This is a genomic window from Vibrio cidicii (assembly GCF_009665415.1).
Classification (GTDB): domain Bacteria; phylum Pseudomonadota; class Gammaproteobacteria; order Enterobacterales; family Vibrionaceae; genus Vibrio; species Vibrio cidicii.
Genome location: NZ_CP035922.1, coordinates 1,090,927 through 1,110,661 on the forward strand (window position 1 = coordinate 1,090,927; position 19,735 = coordinate 1,110,661).

Below are 19,735 nucleotides of genomic sequence, written 5' to 3' on the forward strand. Positions count from 1 at the left end.
TTCACATTTCATCATCTACGCTTATAAGTGACACTCGGAGCGGCAAACCAACCGTCTCTAATAATCTATAACAATGATTGACGGCGCGATATGCATCTAGATTTAGATATAAGAACTTTGTCCATTGTTTCCGTATTGGTCTCGACTGCCTACGGTATTGGCATGCTTATGCTAAAAGCGATTCAAACGACTCATATTCGCGGGTTACAAACGCTCGTCTTCGCTATCTTTTTGATTGCATTTGGCTTTCTGGCACTCAGTTTTGGCAACTCAACCACTTTCTGGCTATCAAAGATTCTCGCCAACAGTGCCATAGGTTTGGGATATGCCTTAATCCTCGCCGGGCTCAGCCAGTTCCGCCAGGCCTCATCCAACAACACCGCCATCGCGTTGGCAGGCTTTCCTGTGCTGGTGTTGTATTTAATTTTTTACTCAGAGTTCCAAATGTCGACCAACGCGAGAATCATGGTGTTGAGTATGTACATTTCTCTTTGTTGCGCGCTCAGCGCCTACGTCGTCGCTCGCGGGGAAGCGAAAGATCATCCCATCGCAGTACGGCTACTTTCAGCCGCCTTTTCGCTGATGTCATTGTGGATGCTATTTCGCGCCGGATTCACCTATCACAGTGCAGAGATAGCCGATTTTATGCTCGCAAGTGATGTACATCAGATCTCCTTTCTCCTTTCCATCGCACTGATTCTGGCACTTGGTTTTACCTTCCCACTAATGGTTAACGCGCGCTTGGTCATCAACATTTATAATACCTCTCTGCTTGATCCTCTCACTAACCTCTACAATCGACGAGCGATGGAAGATATGGTGCCACGAGAGCTATCGCGAGTAGAAAGGACCCACTCTGAACTATCGATTATTTTGCTGGATATAGACCATTTTAAACAAGTTAACGACCAATATGGCCATCAAGTCGGAGATGTTACCTTGTCAGGAATCGGACAACTGCTCAACACACATTTGCGTGGGCAAGATTTGTCATTTCGTATCGGTGGAGAAGAGTTCTTAATTCTGCTGCCCGACACCAACTTAGACAGTGCATTAGTGGTGGCCGAAAAGCTGCGGCAAATCATGTCTGAGACACAATTTTCCGCCAAACAGCAAGAGCCTTGTACCGCCAGTTTTGGTGTCGCGCAATTGCTGCAACACGACGAATGGGATAGTTTGCTTAACCGAGCGGATGCGGCCTTGTATCTAGCAAAACGCAAAGGCCGCAATCGAGTCTGCCTGGTGTCCGATATTTAAACCCGCAAAATAGCAAACTGTGTGGTTATCAAGTGAACTGAGCACGAACTTTTTGCAAACCAGTGACAATAGCCACCACGATTAACCCCGCGAGCCCCCCAATAATACCGTTAAGTAGCGCTGGGAGCAGCGCATTGGCCAAAGTGTATGCCGAGAAATTCATTAACACTGGTTCAACCAGATGATGGATGGCCGGAACGTTGTGCACCACGATGCCGCCACCGACAAGGAACATAGCAGCCGTTCCCACTATCGTCAGCCCTTTCATTAGCTTAGGTGCAAAGCGAATGAAGCTCTGACCCAGCGTGTTGCCAATCCCCTTGCCTTGCGAGCGGCGTTCGAGATAAAAGCCAAGATCATCGAGTTTGACAATCGCCGCAACAAGGCCGTAGACACCGATAGTCATGACAAAAGCGATCAAACTCACCACCAATATTTGCGCGCTGGTACTTTGCCCTTGCACCGTCCCCAGCGCTATCACGATAATTTCCGCCGAGAGGATAAAATCGGTTCGTACCGCCCCTGCAATCTTCTGTTTTTCATAGGCAGCAATATCGGTAATCGCTTGTTCCGTTGCGATTTCCTTCTCTTTTGATGGTTGTGCATGATGCCACTTTTCAAGGATTTTCTCCGCGCCTTCAAAGCAGAGAAACAGACCACCGAGAAGAAGCAGCGGCATGATTAACCAAGGGACAAAAGCACTGATCAACAGCGCCGCAGGAACCAAAATGCATTTGTTTCTAAACGAACCCTTGGCAACCGCCCAGACAACCGGAATTTCCCGCTCTGCGCTCACCCCAGACACTTGCTGGGCATTAAGTGCCAAATCATCCCCTAACACACCAGCCGTCTTTTTCGCCGCCACTTTAGACATGACGGCCACATCATCCAACACGGTGGCAATGTCATCCAATAAGGTTAATAAACTCGCCCCTGCCATTTTGTTGTCTCGTTATATAAATTACTGTATTTCAAAATGTAACAGCGGCCTCGACTCTTGCAAAGCGATAATTCAGATCGCGATGGGAAGCGCCTTCACTCGGTTGTTTTCGGCTCAGAGTCGATCTACCCTTGGCTTTTCATCCACAGGTACGCCTAAAGGGAATGCCATGCAAACAAGACAAACTTACCCAATCGGAACACCGGGACAAAAATGGGGAGAAGAGGAGCGCCTGGCTTGGCGAGCTCAAACTCACATTCAACGTGAATACCAAAGTGAAGTGGTGCCAAAGATTCAAGCTTTGGCCGAGCAGTTTGACGTCGCGCAATATGGCGCGCTCTCTTACGACCCCGAGCGTTACCCGCTTTTTTGCCTCAAGAGCAAACATTGGGACGAATCAAAGCCAACGGTACTGATTACCGGGGGTGTACACGGCTATGAGACCAGCGGTGTGCATGGCGCTTTGCAGTTTATGGCAACCGAGGGTAAACGCTACGAATCTCACTTCAATCTGGTGTGCGTACCTTGTGTCAGTCCTTGGGGTTATGAAGTGATCAACCGTTGGAACCCCAACGCACTCGATCCAAATCGCTCTTTCTATCCTAATAGCCCAGCAGAAGAATCGGCCAATTTACTCAGTTTGGTCGCGCAGTTAGGCGATGTGCTGGTGCATTTCGATCTACACGAAACAACCGACAGCGACGAAAGCGAATTTCGCCCAGCGCTGGCAGCGCGTGATGGCCAAGAATTTGAACCCGGTAACATTCCGGATGGTTTTTACACCGTCGGCGACAGCGAAAACCCGCAGCCAGAGTTTCAAGCAGCGGTCATTGCTTGCGTGGCGAAAGTGACGCACATTGCGCCAGCGGATGACAATGGCGAGATCATTGGCTCTAGCGTGGTGCAGCACGGCGTGATCAACTACCCAATGGCGAAACTGGGGCTTTGCGGCGGCATCACGCAATGCCGTTTTGGCACCACCACGGAAGTCTATCCTGACAGCCCTAAAGTCACCGCCCAAGAGTGCAACGACGCACAAGTGGCAGCGATTGTCGGCGGTTTGGATTACGTGATCAGCACGCTTTAGAGCCAAACTCCACTTGGTTACAGCAAACGGCTTTTATACTGCTCCGGGGTTAGCCCGGAGTATTTTTTAAACATCGAAATGAATGGGCTCGCCTGATTGTAACCCAGTGTCAGCGCCACCTCTTTTACCGTTTGCCCTTTGCGCAACAGTTCCATCGAGTAAAGATAACGCACGCGCAGCCGCCACTCGGTAAAGCTCATCCCTAATTCACTCTGACAATGCCGCGCAAGTGTGCGCTCTGTGGTGTGTACGCGCTCCGCCCAAGCAGAAAGCGGCGTACCGTCGGTCGGATTTTCCTCCACATACGCCAGCACAGGCGCCAGATATTTATTATTCGACGAGGGCAAAAAGTGGTGTTCGGTTTTTTGCGTCGCAAGCTGATCGAGCAATACCTGCACCAAACGTTTGTCAGCATCACTTTGCGCCACACTGATATCACGAGCGCGAAAATCTTCAATGATCGCCGACACAATGGGCGTAATCTTGATCAAACTGGTTTTGGCGGGAAATTGGTCAGTCAAACTGCTGGAGATATTCATTGAGCAATATTCAAGCGGGCGACGATTGTAACTCTTGTGTGTCACGGCCGGAGGCACCCAAATGGCTAAATGCGGCGGCGCAAGAAAGCGGGTGCCTTGCGCTTCCATCTCCAGAATGCCGCCACTGATCAGCTGCACTTGCCCCCACGGATGACTGTGCGCACGCGTCTCGGTATTGGACAGAAACGCCTCAAAGTTCATGAATACGTCGGATGGTGCCCGCTCTATCGATAAAGAAGGATGGAGGTTTCGCGTCTTTTTTTTCAAACTTGTCTTCCTGTCACGCGCAATGTCTGATTGGAGATACATATAATTATACAGACCTGCCAAACTCTAATTCAACTTACATAGTGCGAGCAGGATCTCATGGTGTATCTTCTTCCGTTATTCACAGTATTCATCTGGGGTGGCAATTCGATTGTCAATAAACTCGCGGCTTCCACCATCGAACCCAGTGCGATGAGCTTCTACCGCTGGTTTGTGGCGATGATGATTTTAACGCCATTTTGTCTGCCGGGAGTCATTCGCCAGTGGGCAACCATCAAGCCTCACCTCACTAAACTGGCGTTTCTGGCAATGTTAGGGATGGTGCTCAATCAGTCGCTCGGTTACTACGCTGGGCTTACCACATCGGCATCGAACATGTCCCTTATCACTTCGCTGGTGCCGCTGCTGAGCGTATTTTTAAGTCTGCCCTTGCTTGGTAAAAAGATTTCACCACTGAGTCTGGTTGGCGGAGTCATCTCACTGGCAGGCTTAGCGTTGATGCTCGGCGAGGGCGATCCAAGCTACTTTTTCCACCAACCGATCACACCGGGAGATGGCTTGATGGTACTTGCCGCTATCGTCTACGCCGCCTATTGCGTGCTGCTCAAGCGCTGGAAAATGCCGATGTCTAATTGGACACTGATTTACATGCAAGGCTTGTTTGCCGTGGCTATGCTCACGCCGCTTTGGCTGACCAGCGAACAGTTGCAACCGTCATCGGCTGCGTTACCACTGATTTTGTACGCTGGCATTGCTGCGTCGATTCTTGCTCCTTGGATGTGGGTCAAAGCCATCGACACCATAGGAGCCGACTCCAGCGCCATGTTCATGAATCTGCTTCCGGTGGTTTCTGTGACATTGGCGACCACCTTGTTGGATGAACAAATCTATCTCTACCATTTCACGGGGGGATTGATGGTAGTCAGCGGCGTCATTCTGTCGCAGATTAAACGGCGTAAAAAAAGTGTCCCCGGGCCAGCAGAAGCGACCGCTGCCAGTATCTCTTAGCCCAAGAAGCACTCTATTGCGCTACTCACGTTAAACTGATTGCTAATAAGTAACATCTTTGTTATCTAGTGTCTGGTATTTTGCCAATAAAGGATTGCTCAATGAGTCGTGGTCAACGCAATATTACTCTTCGTTTTCTCGCTGAACCGGGTGACGTCAACTTCGGTGGCAAAGTCCACGGCGGCGCCGTGATGAAATGGATCGATTTGGCTGCTTACGCCTGTTCTGCCGCTTGGAGTGGTAAGTATTGCATTACAGCCTACGCGGGGGGCATTCGCTTTGTCGCCCCGATCCACGTCGGCAATCTGGTCGAAGTCAGCGCAAAAGTGATCTACACGGGAACCACATCCATGCACATTGCCATCGATGTGCAAGCCAGCGATCCTAAAGATCTAAAAAATCGCTTAACCACTCACTGTATTGTGATCATGGTTGCCGTCGACGAAGAAGGGACACCGACGCCTATTCAAAAGTGGGTGCCAGAAACCGATGAAGACAAAGCGCTGGAACAATCTGCGATTAGGTTGATGAACATGCGCAAAGAGATCGGTGAAGAGATGGAGGCACACGTTAAGTATCTCAAATAACGAACTCCATAAGCTCTGCGCGTAGCCGTCGTGCAGAGCCTGCTCCCAACTTCTACGAATACACTGCTCTTGTTACATCATCCTGAAACCAATCTGTCATAAATTCTTCATTCATCTTTGCTCTAATCGCAATATTCCAACGACCAGTACAGGCTCATCAATTGAAACTTCAGGAAACGACACTGAGTGAAACTACCCTTTCCAATCTAAAATCTGTCGAATACCAGTGGGTTAGAACCATGTATGTGGAAGGTTATAACAATGATGAGATTAACCACTACATTCGCACTTGCTTTGGCGGTGACTCTACGTTTGCCGATCTGTTTCGCAAAGTCGCGCTGCAGCAAGAAAGCCTTTATACCTTGCTGCAATACTTAGGCTGCGCCCCATCCAGTCGAGAGTTTTAACCCCCTCTTTTCCCATTCTTCCAGACTCGCGGTTATTTTTGTGAACTGATACGCATCAGGTGTTCATGCATCTGGGCGAATTGTCGCTAAATGGGTAGTCTTCTCACGTCTGAAACATAATTTACAGATATAAAAAAGCCTGAGTCTAGACTCAGGCATCTGGTTACAAAAACTGTTAGTTTTTAAGCGTAAGGAACAAAGCTAACAGCCAGCTATGCGTAACGCCAGAAATGCCTTTGCTACTGATCGGCGGCCAAACCAAGAGTGTAGACAAAGGACAAATAAATGAGCGACCTGTTACGGTCGCTCTTATTCTTATACTTTCCAGTTAATGCCTTAGCGATTAACCTTTCACACCACCGGCAGTTAAACCACCAACCAGCCAGCGCTGTGCGAGTAAGAAAACGATCGTGATTGGCAGTGCAGACAACACAGCAGCAGCGGCAAAGTCGCCCCACAGGTAGTTTTGTGGGTAGAGATACTGCTGCATTCCAACCGCTAATGTGTACGAGTTTACATCAGAAAGCAGTAATGATGCCACAGGAACTTCACCTACTACACCGATAAACGACAGAATAAACACCACCGCGAGGATTGGCACAGACAATGGCAGAAGCACTAAACGGAATGCTTGCCAAGGTGTCGCGCCATCTAACGCCGCCGCTTCTTCTAGCGAGTTATCGATAGTTTCAAAGTACCCTTTGATCGTCCAAACGTGCAGCGCAATACCACCTAAGTAAGAGAAAATCAAACCGCCATGCGTATTCAAACCAAGGAAAGGAATGTACTGACCTAGCTTGTCGAACAGAGCATAAAGTGCTACCAGAGCCAATACCGCCGGGAACATCTGGAAAATCATCATCGCTTTTAGGATGGTGTCTTTGCCTTTAAAGCGCAGACGTGCAAACGCATAAGCCGACGTGGTCGAGAGTGTTACAATCAGCACCGACGTGATGCCCGCCACTTTCACCGAGTTCCATAGCCAAGTGAGTACCGGAAATGGTGGTGGCGTGACACTGCCATCCGCATTGGTCACGGCAAAGCCGAGTGCCAACTTCCAGTGCTCGAGTGATGGGTTATCTGGGATCAAGCTACCTGTTGCAAAGTTACCTTCACGGAATGAGATCGCGACGATCATCAACAGCGGGAAGATAATCATTGAGAGGAAAACCCACAGAGCAATATGCGTCGCCCAGACACGGTATTTAAGAGAGTTACCTTGTACCATTGCCATTTTTACTGCTCCTTAGTTCTGAGATAGCTTAGTGAAACGCAAGTTAAGCAGTGCTAATGCGCCAACCAGTAAGAAAATCAACGTTGCGATGGCACTCGCCAAACCGAAGTCTTGACCGCCGCCGCCTTCAAACGCGATGCGGTAGGTGTAGCTAACCAAGAGGTCAGTGTAACCTGCGGGTTCTGAAGTACCGATCATGTTCGGGCCACCAGAGGTCAATAGCTGAATCATCACAAAGTTGTTGAAGTTAAACGCGAAGCTAGCAATCAGCAGTGGCGTTAGCGGTTTGATCATCAGTGGCAATGTTACGCGAGTGAAGTTATGTACAAAGTTCGCCCCGTCAATCGCAGACGCTTCGTAAAGATCTTCAGGAATCGCTTTAAGTAGGCCCATACACAGGATCATCATGTAAGGGAAGCCAAGCCAAGTGTTGACGATTAACACCATGCTTTTCGCCATGATCGGATCTGAGAACCAACTCGGGCTGATACCGAACAGGGCGTTCAGTACCATGTTGATCTCACCAAAGCTTTGGTTAAACAAACCTTTAAAGATCAAGATGGAGATAAACGCAGGTACAGCGTAAGGCAGAATCAGCAGAACACGATAAATTGCACGACCTTTCAGCTCTTCCCACTGCACCACGCTAGCCAATACCAAGCCAATCATCAGAGTAAGAACGACGGTCAGAATTGAGAACACCACGGTCCAGATAAAGATACTGATGAAAGGTTCTTTAATGCCCTCGTCTTTCCATACACGCTCAAAGTTATCAGTGCCGATTTGCACTACAAAGCCCGGAGAAACCGTACTGCCAACAAACTCGCCTTGCTCATTGATCGCTTGATAGAAACCAACATCCATATTCGGTTTAAGCAGCTCGCCAGTTTGGTTGTTTTTTAGTGTCTCACCATCGGCTTGCATGGTGTACAGCGGCACAACCCCAGCAAACTTGCGCAGGCCACTCATGCGGATCTCTTCACCGCCAGGGAGATGCAGATCGATGCTGTTGAGCGCGCTACGGTTACTCACGATGGTTTTGATCGGCTCAATTTCGCCAATCGGCGTTTCTACTGGCGTCAGACTCAGCTCAGAAGGCGCAGCGCCCATCACAAAATCGTCCGTTGAAAGTGACGCGTCACCATCTTTAATTACAATGCGATAACCTGCATCGGTTTTGTATAGGGTGAATGGATAACTTTCACCGCTTTGGAACGTGCGATCGAGCAAAACAGTTTGCGCGCGATCCAAAGAAAGTTGGTTTTTAGCACTGTAGTTGGTAAACGCGAGACCGACGGTATACGCCAACGGGAAAAGAATGAACAAGATCATTCCGGCAATACCAGGGTAAATGTAGCGGTGTGCGTACGTCTTTTTACTACCAAAAATATACAATGCTAACGCAGTAAGAATGATAGTGAGCATTGCAAACGCAACCTCACCTCGGGAATACATCAGAATTGTTGCGTATCCATTTAGAATGCCGATGGTGCCAAGAAGTGCCCACTTGATAAGCACTTTTTTACTGCCCGGCACACTGGTTGCTGGAGCTGTCATAGCATCTGTACCTTGAACTGACTGCATAGGAAACCTGCTAGCGATATAAAAACATAAAAGAGAAAAGTGAGGAGGAGTTACCCCCTCCTCAAAAGGGTATTTATTTAGTCATTTGTTTTTCTGCGTCTGCCAGTGCTGCATCCACAGTTTGGCGACCATCAACAACGTTGACGATAGAGTTCTTCGCCGCACCCCAGAATGCACTCATCTGAGGGATGTTTGGCATGATTTCGCCGTTCATTGCGTTGTCCATGGTTGCAGCGATACGAGCATCTGCATCCAATTCACGTTGGAAAGAGTTCAACGCAACCGCGCCTAGTGGTTTATCGTTGTTCACCATACGCAGACCATCGTTGGTTAGCAGGTAGTTTTCGATAAACTCAACCGCGAGGTCTTTGTTTGGCGATGCAGTTGAGATACCAGCGGTCAGAACGCCAACAAACGGTTTAGAAGACTGGCCATTGAATTTCGGCAAAGTGGTGACACCGTAATTGATGCCCGATTTCTCCACGTTACCCCAAGACCAAGGACCGTTGATGGTCATAGCTGTTTTGCCTTGGTTAAACGCTGATTCAGACACGGAGTAATCCATATCCGCAGAGATAACACCTTTCTCAACCAGTGACTTGACGAACTTCATCGCGTCTTTCACGCCGTCTTTTGCGATACCTGCGTCTTTCACATCGTAACCTTCAGAGGTGTACTTGAACGCGTAACCGCCATCAGCCGCCATCAGAGGCCAAGTGAAGTACGGTTCTTTTAGGTTCCACATGATGGCTGATTTGCCTTGTTTTTTCAGTTTCGCGTCCAGCGCTTCCACTTCTTCCCAGCTCTTAGGTGGGTTTGGCACCAAATCTTTGTTGTAGATAAGTGATAGCGCTTCAACTGCCACTGGGTAACCGATCAGTTTACCGTCGTATTTCACGGCATCCCATGCGAAATCAACGATGCCTTCTTTGATTTTTTGCGAAGGTTTGATTTCAACCAGAAGACCCGCTTCTGCATAACCGCCAAAACGGTCGTGCGCCCAAAATACGATATCAGGACCATCGCCAGTCGCTGCCGTTTGTGGGAACTTGTCCTGCAGGCCGTCTGGGTGTGCGACGGTCACTTTAATGCCCGTTTCCGCTTCAAATTTCTTACCAACTTCCGCAAGGCCGTTATAACCTTTGTCGCCGTTGATCCAAATTGTCAGTTGTCCTTCTTCGATGGCAGCATTCGCACCAAAAGAACCCAGTGCAACAAGAGTACCTAGTGCGACAGCGCTTAGAGCATTTTTCATGTTCGTATCCTTTTTATATTTTGATGTAGGGCCACTCCACAGAGGATGAGCCGTATTTCGACATGTATCATCTGAAAAATACCGTTGTGACTCATCCTCCTATCCTCTACGCCCTCGATATTATGGCGTATTTTCGTGATCTTCATCGTTACCGTACCGCGAGCTAAATCACAAAATGGTCACTTGATGTGATCGAATTCATATTTGCAGCATTGATTATTGTGATGTTTGACCACTCTGCGTTGGCAGACAAGTTTATCGCTCCTCCCTGACTACTCCCCCTACAATAAATTGTGACAGGAGGATGTCGGCTTGCTCCGGATCGAAGAAACTTCACTCATCCAAGAGTGGATGGTAAGAACCCTTTCCAGCAGAGTCTGATTAGACCCATTTTTCGCTGGTTTTAGCATTGCCATGCGGGTGAAATAGCATACGTCAATATGTTTGTGGTAATTATTCACGGGGGAGGCATATTGACAATGTGGGGGAGAAAAACCCGTATTTGGCTATGGCGGGTAGCACTTTCAATCTAAAAATTGTTAAAGTGCTACCCTATTTTCTTACCATATCCCTGCTTACCGATTCCTACTGTTACTGTCCGCTTCCATAATTCATATAATGATGGGCAGTGAATTATAAAAAAATTGATCGAGGACGAGCTAAATGGCGAGTGTCACGTTAAAAAATGTTTGTAAAGCGTATGGCGACGTAATGATTTCTAAAAACGTCGACTTAGAGATCCACGAAGGCGAGTTTGTCGTTTTCGTCGGACCATCAGGCTGTGGTAAATCGACCCTATTGCGTTGCATCGCAGGGTTAGAAGACATCACCTCCGGCGACCTTTACATCGGTGATAAACGAATGAACGATGTTGAGCCATCTAAACGTGGCGTTGGCATGGTTTTCCAGTCTTACGCGCTCTACCCTCACTTGAATCTGTATGACAACATGTCTTTTGGCCTCAAACTGGCAAAAGCAGACAAGAAAGAGATCGACAAACGCGTTGAACAAGCGGCTGAAATCCTTCAGTTGGGTCACTTACTAGAACGCTTACCAAAAGCCCTATCCGGCGGTCAGCGTCAGCGTGTCGCGATTGGCCGTACCTTGGTTTCTCAACCAAATGTGTTCCTGCTTGATGAGCCGCTTTCTAACCTTGATGCGGCGCTGCGTGTCCAGATGCGCGCGCAGATCACTAAACTGCAACGCCAGCTCGGCTGCACCATGATTTACGTTACCCACGACCAAGTGGAAGCGATGACCATGGCCGACAAGATTGTCGTGCTGGATGGCGGTTTCGTTTCGCAAGTGGGTAAGCCGCTTGAACTTTACCATTACCCACAAAACCGTTTTGTTGCTGGCTTTATCGGTTCACCAAAAATGAACTTCATGAGCGTCATGATTGAAGATGCCGAAGCCAATCAGGTGAAAGTCAAACTGTCGAACGGCACCTCGTTCTGGATCCCTGTTGAAGGCACTACCGTGAATAAAGGCGATCGCATGTCTTTAGGCGTACGTCCTGAGCATTTAGTGTCGGCACAAGATGGCGACGCCGTCATCGATGGTGAAGTGATGATCGTCGAAAAGCTGGGTAACGAAACGCAAGCTTACCTCAACTTAGAAAGTGCGGATGCAGACGTAATTTATCGCCAACCTGATACGCTTGATGTGGAAGCGGGCGATCGCTTGGAGATCGGCATCCCAGCGCACCGTTGTCACCTGTTCCACAGCGATGGCCGTGCTTGCAAACGTCTATTTAATGAAAAAGGCGTCGAGCGTTAATTTCGCCCTCTTCGCTATGCATTCAAGTTGCCAAATCAGCGCCTTCCTTATGGAAGGCGTTTTTATTGGTACGGAGGAATATCACAGCGCGCCCACGCTCCATACTGGCACCTAATTTTCAAGCACACAAAAAGGGAAGCCGTGCTTCCCTTTCGTCTATCCATACTTCACTGAGTGGTGAGCTTAGTGGATAGGCGCATCACCTTTCGCTGCAAACTGACCGAAATAATGCTCTAGCACTTCCGGAGTCAGTTTACCTTCTGCTTCCAACTTTTTTAACTCGGCAACAATCGCTTGTTGCTCTTCTAGAGAAGGCAGTTTTACTTCAGGTTCTTGCGCCACTTCCGCAGACATTGCTTGCAGCTCTTTTTCAAAATCAGTCATGGTTCTTACCTAAAACATCGAAACTAGTAGAATTCTACCTGACTCTAGAGTTTGAAGCTACCTACCATAGAATCGAGACGTTGCGACAACAAACGAAGATCACGGCTGGCCTCGGCAAGCTCTTCTGCAGTGCTGGTGGTCACTTCATTGATGGCGTTAATTTCTTCGATATTTTGGTTAATCGTATGCACTACTGTCGATTGCTCTTCCGTCGCGGTTGCCACTTGAGTGTTGCGATCGGAGATATCGGCAATGCGCTCGGAGATACTCACCAGCACATGCACCGCTTCATCAGTCGCTTCCACCCCTTCAAAGGTGACGGTTTTACCTGCATCCATCGCGGTCACCGCATCTTTAGCATCGCTTTGCAACTGATTGATCATTTTCTGGATCTCTTCGGTTGACGACGCAGTGCGGCTGGCTAGATTACGCACTTCATCGGCCACCACCGCAAAACCACGCCCTTGCTCTCCTGCACGCGCCGCTTCAATCGCTGCGTTCAGTGCCAACAAGTTAGTTTGGTCGGAGATATCACGAATCACATCCAAAATCGAGCCAATATCTCTGGTCGTGGTCGCCAATTGCGTCACCACTTGGCTGGTTGCTTCCACATCATCCGCTAAACGGGCGATCACGTTTTTCGCTTTCGACACCACTTCACGTCCCAGCTTGGTATTGTCTGACGCTTGGTTGGCGGTATCGGCTGCGGTTGCCGCGTTGGACGCAATCTCACTGATGGTCGCGCCCATCTGGTTGATCGCGGTAACCACTTGGATGGTTTGATCTCTTTGCTCTTGGCTGTTGTTGTGGGTGGTGGATGCTTTCGAAGAGACACTCTCCGCCGCTTCACTGAGCGACATACTGGTCGACGCCACTTCTTTCATGGTGGCGTGGATTTTCTCAATGAAGCCATTGAAACCCGATGAAAGCTGAGCGATTTCATCTTGCCCTTTCACTTCAATCCGTTGAGAAAGATCGCCTTCGCCTTTACCCAAATCGGTAAAACGTAGCGCAATTTGCTCAATCGGTTTGGTAATGCTGTTGGCCAGGAAAACGCCCATAAGAATGAAGGCAATCGCCACAATAGCCGTGGTGATCATCATCTGCGTTGCTGCTGCATTCAACTCAACAAACACTTCATCGACAGGCACCACGCCGACCACAAACCAATCCATTGATGGCACATAGGCACTGGCTACAAATACATCTTGACCATCCATCTCTATCTGCAACACAGTTGCTTTGCTTTTGTTAAGCAGTGCAGCTGAGTTGGAGTCAATGTAGGAAGATAGCGGTTTTCCTACCGCCTGCTTATCGCGGTGAATTTGAATTTTACCCGCGCTATCCACCAGAAACACATAACCGCTGTCTTCAATTTGGAAGCCGTTCAGTTTATCTACCATGTCGTCCATCGATTTAGAAACACCGGACATAGTAAAGCCGCTCAGATGCTGGTAGTTGGCAAACATTTTCACCTCGCCATTGGCTTCGGTAAAAATGCTCACCATGGTCTGTTTACCCGAGTTAGTAAAGCCAAAGAACCAGCCATCTTGTGACTGATTGAGCTGGCGTAGGAAGCCATTCTGGTTCCAGTAATACGCGGTCTGACGGTTTGCAACCGACGCATCGTTAAGCTGATACTGCTCTTTGACGTTATTCAGTTGCTTAATCAGCTTGGTTTGGCCTTGCGGATCGGCCGTGTCACGCACACTTTCACGCACAAACTCATTTTTTGCTAACTGCTCTGCAGCAGAGAGCAACTGAGACACATCCTTGTCGACTTGCAGGTTAATTTGGTTCAAGATCAAGGGCAGTTCGATATCGACCAAACGATGGCTGATAACGTCTCTTGATTGTTTCTGCGCCATAATGCCCAGTAAAATGGTGGAAGCAAGGACAGCAAAAGTTATCCCGATGACAACTTTTTGTTTAATGCTCAGGGAGTGAAGATTCATCATATTTGGACCTTTAATTAGAATCACTTTTTGTCTGGTGCCTGCGCACAATGTGCTTAGACTGGCAAATACTTTTAAAGAATAGTCTATTACCTTCTCATAGATAGAAAATATATCGGCTAAGTCAGCAAAAACTGGAGAAAAAGCGTCATAGAGCGATTTTTTACCTCAATCTGTTGATCACCTCTTGAGATCACCTGCCTAGCCCCAATAACAATCAACAGAAAAATAACGGAACTTTCTTTACTTTTTGTGAACAAAGACAAAAAACTCAATTGATGTAAGTAACCATGCAACACGCTCATTTTGAAGGATTAAAAAGCTATCTTGAGGGCCAAGTGATTGGCCAGCATGAATTAGTTAAACAACTGCTTATCGCACTTCTCGCCGACGGACATATTCTGGTCGAAGGGCCTCCGGGGCTGGCAAAAACTCGCGCGGTCAAAAGCCTAGCCGATTGTATCGAGGGAGATTTTCACCGTATTCAGTTCACACCAGACCTTTTACCTGCCGATTTGACCGGAACCGACATTTTTCGCCCGGAAACAGGCGATTTTACTTTCCAAGCCGGCCCGATTTTTAATAGTTTGATCCTCGCCGATGAAATCAACCGCGCCCCCGCTAAAGTGCAAGCGGCGATGCTGGAAGCGATGGCCGAGGGCCAAGTGACTGCAGGGCGTCATACTTATCCGCTACCGGATCTTTTTTTGGTGATGGCGACGCAAAACCCGATTGAACAGGAAGGCACTTATTCCCTGCCGGAAGCGCAATTGGACCGTTTTCTCTTGCATCTTGAGGTCGATTTCCCGGATGAAGAGAATGAGCTTGCCATTTTGCGCATCAACCGGGGAGAAGCCAAAGGCGAAAAGGCGGTGGACAAACCACGCGTCACGCAGCCTGAGATTTTTGCAGCGCGCCAAGCCGTGCTCAACGTGCACATGGCGGAAACCTTGGAGCGTTATCTGGTGCGCTTGGTGATGGCAACCCGTGCTCCTCAGCAGTACAGCGATGAGCTGGCGGGCTGGATCAGCATGGGCGTCAGTCCAAGAGCCTCCATCGCGCTGGACCGATGCGCTCGTGCACACGCTTGGCTCAGTGGCCGCGATTACGTCACACCTGCCGACATTCAAGCCATGGCGTACCCAGTGCTACGCCACCGAATTATGCTGAGCTATCAAACGCAGGCAGAAGGCGTTAACGCCAATCAGGTGATTGACAAACTCCTCACTCTGGTTGGCAGCGTGTAACTTATGGCTCAGTTTGCACTGCCACCGCACAGCAACGGGGTTACTTTGTCGCTGGAGGAGCTTTTGTACTACAAAAGCCAATCGATACGCTGGCTGCCTCCGGCACGCTCACTTTGGTCCGTGCTTGGCGGGATGAACAGCAGCCGCCAGCGCGGTCGAGGAATGGACTTTGAAGAGGTACGCCAGTATCAGGCTGGTGATGATATTCGCAGTATTGACTGGCGCGTCACCGCCAGAACCGGTAAACCGCACACTAAGTTATTCAGCGAAGACAAACAGCAATCGGTACTGATTTATCTCGATTTGGGGCCAGATATGCTGTTCGGTTCTCAATATCTGTATAAATCGGTTCAAGCCGCCCATCTCGCTGCCGTTTTGATATGGACCACGCTCAGTAAGAAAGATAGGATTGGCGCGCTCATCGATACGGGTTCAGAGCTGCTGGAGTTTAAACCAACCAGTCTGGTCAAAGGTGGGCTGATGATACTTAACGCCATCCTAAGCGCTCACAATCGTGTCGTTGCAGATAGCCCTACTCATCTCGATAAAGCCGCAGTAATACCGCGACTACAAAGGATGTCGGCCAAAGGCAGTGAGATCATTTTTATCAGCGATTTTGTGCGTTTTGCTCCATCGGTGCTTGAACAGATCGCGACGCTGAAACAGCATCATAACGTGCGATTGGTGCAACTGTATGACCCGCTAGAGTACGGTGAAACCGATTACCGGGGCCAGTTAAAACTGACCGATGGACAAACCTCACGCTGGTTTAATTTTGGTTGTAAACAACAAAAAATGGACTTAAAAAATAACTTTGAACAGCATCAGCAGCAGCTTCGTCTGTTAAGTTATCGTCATGGAATTCCGTTTAGCACGCTCTCTTGCGCTAAACCTCTCATCAATCAAATTGCAGAACAATAATGACAACCCAAACTGATACTTTAGCCTTGCAGCCTATTCTTCTTCCTGCCGCTCCCTCTTGGTTTCCACTTGCTTGGGGTTGGTGGGCGATGCTTGCCGCCGTGGTCACCACACTGCTGTGTATCGTGCTTTATCTCCGTTGGCGTACCCATAGGCTACGTGCCAAGCGCACTGCACTGAAATTGTTTGAAAAACCGATCGTGGCACATACCCCATCTTCGGCGATTGAGCTGCTGCGCCAAGCCGCATTGTGCTATTTCCCGCGCGAGACCATCGCGTCGCTACATGGAGAAAAATGGTATCAGTTTCTCGATTTGCAGCTCGGCGAAGCGCGCTTTTGCAACAAAATGAACGAGTGGCAGGCCGCCTTATATCAGAGCAAGCGCAGCGAACTCGACGCTGAACTTATCAACGACTGTAAAATTTGGGTTGAACGGGCACTACCGCCTAAGCGAGGTAAACGTGGCTGAACTACAAGGATTGAGTTTTGTTTGGTGGTGGATGTTTGTGTTATTGCCACTGCCGCTCATTCTTTACAAGTTGCTGCCTGAAGCAAAAACCGAACACGCTCTGCGTTTCGCTTATCTGCCAACCAGTACCACAAATCAGACAAAACAAGGGCGAATCACCAAAGCCACGACACTCCTGATTTGGCTGTGCCTGCTATGCGCGGCGGCGCGTCCGGTCTGGTTTGGTGAGCCGATTGAGTTCCAGCCTGAATATCGCGATCTGATGCTGGTGGTCGACTTATCCGGCTCGATGCAAGAGGAAGACATGCAGGATGATGGTCAATATATCGACCGCCTGAGCGCAGTTAAAAAAGTGGTGACACAGTTTATCGAGCAACGTCAAGGCGATAGACTCGGCCTTGTACTGTTCGCCGACCATGCCTATCTGCAAACGCCGTTAACCGCAGACCGCCAAACGGTGGCCGCGCAGCTCAACCAGACAGTGATTGGCCTGATTGGGCAAAAAACCGCCATTGGCGATGGTGTTGGCTTAGCAAGCAAAACGTTTATTGACAGCAAAGCGTCACAACGCACCATTATTTTACTCAGTGATGGCAGTAACACCGCGGGTACACTCTCGCCATTAGAAGCCGCTGAAATCGCGCAGCGTCATCAAATCAAGATCTACACCGTCGGCGTTGGCGCAGGTGAAATGATGGTGAAGCAGTTTTTCATGACGCGCAAAGTCAACACCGCCGCCGATCTGGATGAAAAGACCTTAACGCAGATGGCTGAAATGACTGGCGGGCAATATTTTCGCGCGCGCGATGCCAAAGAGCTGGCGGGAATCTACGACGCCATCAACCAACTCGAACCGGTCACCAGCGATGTGCAGATCTGGCGCCCGCAATCAGAGTGGTTCATTTATCCGTTAGCCATCGCATTCTTGCTGTCGCTATTGCTGTTTGTTTTTAGGAGCAACCGTGTCTGATTTGATTTTTCTTCATCCACAATGGCTGTTTGCGCTTATCGTTATCCCCGTGGCGATATTGATCCAAGCCAGCCGGAAAAAATGGCGCACAGGCCCGATTGCCGCGCACCTACTCAAAAACAACGCCATGCAGCGAACCTCAACACTCTGGCTATGGCTGCTGGCTTGGACTCTCACTATCGTGGCACTGGCTTCCCCCAGTTGGCAAAAGAACTCGCTACCGAGCTTTGACCTCGCCCACAACCGCGTGTTGCTGATGGATATGTCGCGCTCAATGTACGCCGATGACATCTCGCCCAGCCGTTTGCAGCAAGCCAAATACAAAGCGCTCGATCTGCTGCCCAAATGGCAAGAAGGTAGCACCGCCTTAGTTGCCTACGCCGCCGATGCGTATTTGCTCAGCCCTTTGACCAGCGACAGTAAAACGCTAGCCAATCTGGTGGAAAACTTGTCGCCAGAGCTGATGCCGTTTCAAGGCTCAAACTTAGCCAGCGCATTGCAATTGGCGCTCACTCAATTGCAAGCGGATTCGGGCCGTGGCGGCGACATCGTGCTGATCAGTGATGATGTCAACGACAGCGAGTTACAACAGGCGTTGGCGCTACTGCAAGGACACTCGGTGCGCGTCTCGGTATTGATGGTTGGCACACCTGCGGGCGCACCTGTGCGTCTGCCAAACGGCTCACTGCTGACCAATGCGCAAGGTCAGCCAATCGTCGCTCAAGCGAATCTGGCCAATATGGCCAAGCTCGCCGCGCAAACTGGCGGGGTTTTTCTTCCCGTACAACACGATAACCGCGACGTCGAACAGCTTGCCGCGCTCAGCAATCAACCCGGGTTGTGGCAGCAGGTGGAAAGCCGTCAACAAGAGAGCGGTCTCTCTCGTGTTAACGGCGGTTTTTGGCTGATGCCTCTGATTCTCGGCTTAAGTTTGCTGCTGTTTCGTAAAGGCGTATTTTGGATGGTGCTCATCGCACTGCCACTTGCCCACACGCCAAACGCCAGTGCCTCGCCCTTTTTAACGCCAGATCAACAAGGCAAAACGCTGTTTGATGCAGGAGAGTATCAAGCCGCGCAACAAACGTTTAGCGACCCACTATGGAAAGGCGCAGCCGCTTATGAAGCGGGTGACTACGCGCAAGCCGCGCAGTGGTTTTCTAGTTCAGACAGTGCAGCGGCGCTGTATAACCTTGGTAATGCATTAGCCAAAAACGGCCAGCTTGACGACGCGATTTCGGCTTATCAGCAAGCGTTAACCAAGCAGCCGGATCTTAGCCAAGCGCAAGCCAACCTTGAGGCGGTAAAAAAGGCGCAACAGCAACAGCAACAGCAACAGCAACAGCAACAGCAACAGCAACAGCAACAGCAACAGCAACAGCAACAGCAACAGCAACAGCAACAGCAACAGCAACAGCAACAGCAACAGCAACAGCAACAGCAACAGCAACAGCAACAGCAACAGCAACAGCAACAGCAGTCTTCGAGTTCAGAGAGCAGCCGTCAAGAAAAAACGGCAGAAAAATCGCCGTCAGCAGATAAAAAAAATGCGCAAGATGATCGCCGCGAAGACGCAGAGTCAAAGCCTCAAGAAACTGCCAAAGCACAAGAGCAAGAGCAAGAGCAAGAGCAAGAGCAAGAGCAACAAGGCAAACCCAACTCCACAGAAAGTAGCAATAGCGAACAACAGCCAACCGCTCAGGCAAAGCAAGACGAAGTGGATGCCGATAAACGCAAGTTGGAGGCGATAGAGAGTGCTCGCGACCCTGCTTATTTGCTCAAAGCGCAGATCTTGTTGCAAGCACAAAAGAGACCTAAACCGGATAACAATGGAAAAACTTGGTAGC

The 19,735-nt window shown here is 49.4% G+C and carries 18 protein-coding genes; 11 read left to right on the top strand and 7 right to left on the bottom strand.

Going from position 1 to position 19,735, the window contains the following annotated elements; translation table 11 throughout:
* Positions 1–162: 162 nt before the first annotated feature.
* A complete protein-coding gene (locus EWA64_RS20420) occupies positions 163–1,257 on the top strand; it encodes a GGDEF domain-containing protein (protein ID WP_244881457.1) in 1,095 nt (364 codons plus the stop codon).
* Between the two features lie 28 nt (positions 1,258–1,285).
* Here EWA64_RS20420 and EWA64_RS20425 read toward each other — a convergent pair whose 3' ends face one another.
* Complete coding sequence (locus EWA64_RS20425) at positions 1,286–2,197, bottom strand: DUF808 domain-containing protein (protein ID WP_061894413.1); 912 nt, start codon at positions 2,195–2,197, stop codon at positions 1,286–1,288.
* A 169-nt stretch (positions 2,198–2,366) separates the two neighbouring features.
* Here EWA64_RS20425 and EWA64_RS20430 point away from each other — a divergent pair, with 169 nt between their 5' ends.
* Positions 2,367–3,284 (top strand): M14 family metallopeptidase, encoded by a 918-nt coding sequence (locus EWA64_RS20430; RefSeq protein WP_061894412.1) that lies wholly within the window; start codon positions 2,367–2,369, stop codon positions 3,282–3,284.
* Between the two features lie 17 nt (positions 3,285–3,301).
* On the opposite strand, the gene EWA64_RS20435 is transcribed toward EWA64_RS20430, so the two are convergent.
* The gene (locus tag EWA64_RS20435; protein ID WP_039427986.1) at positions 3,302–4,090 is read right to left on the bottom strand and encodes an AraC family transcriptional regulator; all 789 of its coding nucleotides are present in this window, start codon (positions 4,088–4,090) and stop codon (positions 3,302–3,304) included.
* A gap of 99 nt (positions 4,091–4,189) precedes the next feature.
* On the opposite strand from EWA64_RS20435, the gene EWA64_RS20440 reads away from it, so the two are divergent.
* From EWA64_RS20440 to EWA64_RS20450, 3 genes are all read left to right on the top strand, one after another.
* Positions 4,190–5,098, top strand: coding sequence for a DMT family transporter (locus EWA64_RS20440; RefSeq protein ID WP_061894411.1), 909 nt, complete (start codon positions 4,190–4,192; stop codon positions 5,096–5,098).
* Positions 5,099–5,199: 101 nt separating this feature from the next.
* Entirely contained in the window at positions 5,200–5,685 is a 486-nt protein-coding gene (locus tag EWA64_RS20445) for an acyl-CoA thioesterase (protein ID WP_039442576.1), read from the top strand.
* Positions 5,686–5,846: 161 nt separating this feature from the next.
* Positions 5,847–6,092 (top strand): hypothetical protein, encoded by a 246-nt coding sequence (locus EWA64_RS20450; protein WP_039427993.1) that lies wholly within the window; start codon positions 5,847–5,849, stop codon positions 6,090–6,092.
* A 343-nt stretch (positions 6,093–6,435) separates the two neighbouring features.
* Here the strand turns inward: EWA64_RS20450 and malG are convergent, their stop codons facing one another.
* The 3 genes from malG to malE all read right to left on the bottom strand — a co-directional run bounded on the left by malG (position 6,436) and on the right by malE (position 10,165).
* Positions 6,436–7,326, bottom strand: a complete 891-nt coding sequence (gene malG / locus EWA64_RS20455) for a maltose ABC transporter permease MalG (protein WP_045570457.1) — start codon at positions 7,324–7,326, stop codon at positions 6,436–6,438.
* Between the two features lie 12 nt (positions 7,327–7,338).
* Positions 7,339–8,910: a maltose ABC transporter permease MalF gene (gene malF, locus EWA64_RS20460; protein WP_061894410.1), complete on the bottom strand. Its 1,572-nt coding sequence runs from the start codon at positions 8,908–8,910 to the stop codon at positions 7,339–7,341.
* 73 nt (positions 8,911–8,983) lie between these two features.
* On the bottom strand, positions 8,984–10,165 hold the full coding sequence (gene malE / locus EWA64_RS20465) for a maltose/maltodextrin ABC transporter substrate-binding protein MalE (protein WP_045570459.1): 1,182 nt from the start codon (positions 10,163–10,165) through the stop codon (positions 8,984–8,986).
* A gap of 663 nt (positions 10,166–10,828) precedes the next feature.
* Here malE and malK point away from each other — a divergent pair.
* Positions 10,829–11,944 (top strand): maltose/maltodextrin ABC transporter ATP-binding protein MalK, encoded by a 1,116-nt coding sequence (gene malK, locus EWA64_RS20470; RefSeq protein WP_061894409.1) that lies wholly within the window; start codon positions 10,829–10,831, stop codon positions 11,942–11,944.
* A 183-nt stretch (positions 11,945–12,127) separates the two neighbouring features.
* On the opposite strand, the gene EWA64_RS20475 is transcribed toward malK, so the two are convergent.
* Positions 12,128–12,328, bottom strand: coding sequence for a restriction endonuclease subunit S (locus EWA64_RS20475; RefSeq protein WP_061894408.1), 201 nt, complete (start codon positions 12,326–12,328; stop codon positions 12,128–12,130).
* 44 nt (positions 12,329–12,372) lie between these two features.
* Complete coding sequence (locus EWA64_RS20480; protein WP_061894407.1) at positions 12,373–14,286, bottom strand: methyl-accepting chemotaxis protein; 1,914 nt, start codon at positions 14,284–14,286, stop codon at positions 12,373–12,375.
* Positions 14,287–14,573: 287 nt separating this feature from the next.
* Here EWA64_RS20480 and EWA64_RS20485 point away from each other — a divergent pair, with 287 nt between their 5' ends.
* Genes EWA64_RS20485 through EWA64_RS20505 form a run of 5 tightly spaced genes read left to right on the top strand, consistent with a single transcriptional unit; the run spans position 14,574 to position 19,734 of the window.
* The gene (locus EWA64_RS20485) at positions 14,574–15,530 is read left to right on the top strand and encodes an AAA family ATPase (protein WP_061894405.1); all 957 of its coding nucleotides are present in this window, start codon (positions 14,574–14,576) and stop codon (positions 15,528–15,530) included.
* Between the two features lie 3 nt (positions 15,531–15,533).
* Entirely contained in the window at positions 15,534–16,451 is a 918-nt protein-coding gene (locus EWA64_RS20490; RefSeq protein ID WP_061894404.1) for a DUF58 domain-containing protein, read from the top strand.
* Positions 16,451–16,921, top strand: coding sequence for a DUF4381 domain-containing protein (locus EWA64_RS20495; RefSeq protein WP_061894403.1), 471 nt, complete (start codon positions 16,451–16,453; stop codon positions 16,919–16,921). The genes EWA64_RS20490 and EWA64_RS20495 overlap by 1 nt, the downstream gene beginning before the upstream one ends.
* A gap of 31 nt (positions 16,922–16,952) precedes the next feature.
* Positions 16,953–17,891, top strand: a complete 939-nt coding sequence (locus EWA64_RS20500) for a vWA domain-containing protein (protein ID WP_082796656.1) — start codon at positions 16,953–16,955, stop codon at positions 17,889–17,891.
* Entirely contained in the window at positions 17,884–19,734 is a 1,851-nt protein-coding gene (locus tag EWA64_RS20505; RefSeq protein WP_061894401.1) for a vWA domain-containing protein, read from the top strand. Before EWA64_RS20500 ends, EWA64_RS20505 begins: the two co-directional genes overlap by 8 nt.
* The last annotated feature ends 1 nt before the right edge of the window (position 19,735 follow it).

What these genes read in the sequence shown, in the direction of transcription:
- EWA64_RS20420 (WP_244881457.1), top strand. Translation starts at nt 163, where the DNA reads ATGCTTATGCTAAAAGCGATTCAAACGACTCATATTCGCGGGTTACAA.
- EWA64_RS20425 (WP_061894413.1), bottom strand. Translation starts at nt 2,197, where the DNA reads ATGGCAGGGGCGAGTTTATTAACCTTATTGGATGACATTGCCACCGTG.
- EWA64_RS20430 (WP_061894412.1), top strand. Translation starts at nt 2,367, where the DNA reads ATGCAAACAAGACAAACTTACCCAATCGGAACACCGGGACAAAAATGG.
- EWA64_RS20440 (WP_061894411.1), top strand. Translation starts at nt 4,190, where the DNA reads ATGGTGTATCTTCTTCCGTTATTCACAGTATTCATCTGGGGTGGCAAT.
- EWA64_RS20445 (WP_039442576.1), top strand. Translation starts at nt 5,200, where the DNA reads ATGAGTCGTGGTCAACGCAATATTACTCTTCGTTTTCTCGCTGAACCG.
- malG (WP_045570457.1), bottom strand. Translation starts at nt 7,326, where the DNA reads ATGGCAATGGTACAAGGTAACTCTCTTAAATACCGTGTCTGGGCGACG.
- malF (WP_061894410.1), bottom strand. Translation starts at nt 8,910, where the DNA reads ATGCAGTCAGTTCAAGGTACAGATGCTATGACAGCTCCAGCAACCAGT.
- malE (WP_045570459.1), bottom strand. Translation starts at nt 10,165, where the DNA reads ATGAAAAATGCTCTAAGCGCTGTCGCACTAGGTACTCTTGTTGCACTG.
- malK (WP_061894409.1), top strand. Translation starts at nt 10,829, where the DNA reads ATGGCGAGTGTCACGTTAAAAAATGTTTGTAAAGCGTATGGCGACGTA.
- EWA64_RS20475 (WP_061894408.1), bottom strand. Translation starts at nt 12,328, where the DNA reads ATGACTGATTTTGAAAAAGAGCTGCAAGCAATGTCTGCGGAAGTGGCG.
- EWA64_RS20480 (WP_061894407.1), bottom strand. Translation starts at nt 14,286, where the DNA reads ATGATGAATCTTCACTCCCTGAGCATTAAACAAAAAGTTGTCATCGGG.
- EWA64_RS20485 (WP_061894405.1), top strand. Translation starts at nt 14,574, where the DNA reads ATGCAACACGCTCATTTTGAAGGATTAAAAAGCTATCTTGAGGGCCAA.
- EWA64_RS20490 (WP_061894404.1), top strand. Translation starts at nt 15,534, where the DNA reads ATGGCTCAGTTTGCACTGCCACCGCACAGCAACGGGGTTACTTTGTCG.
- EWA64_RS20495 (WP_061894403.1), top strand. Translation starts at nt 16,451, where the DNA reads ATGACAACCCAAACTGATACTTTAGCCTTGCAGCCTATTCTTCTTCCT.
- EWA64_RS20500 (WP_082796656.1), top strand. Translation starts at nt 16,953, where the DNA reads ATGTTTGTGTTATTGCCACTGCCGCTCATTCTTTACAAGTTGCTGCCT.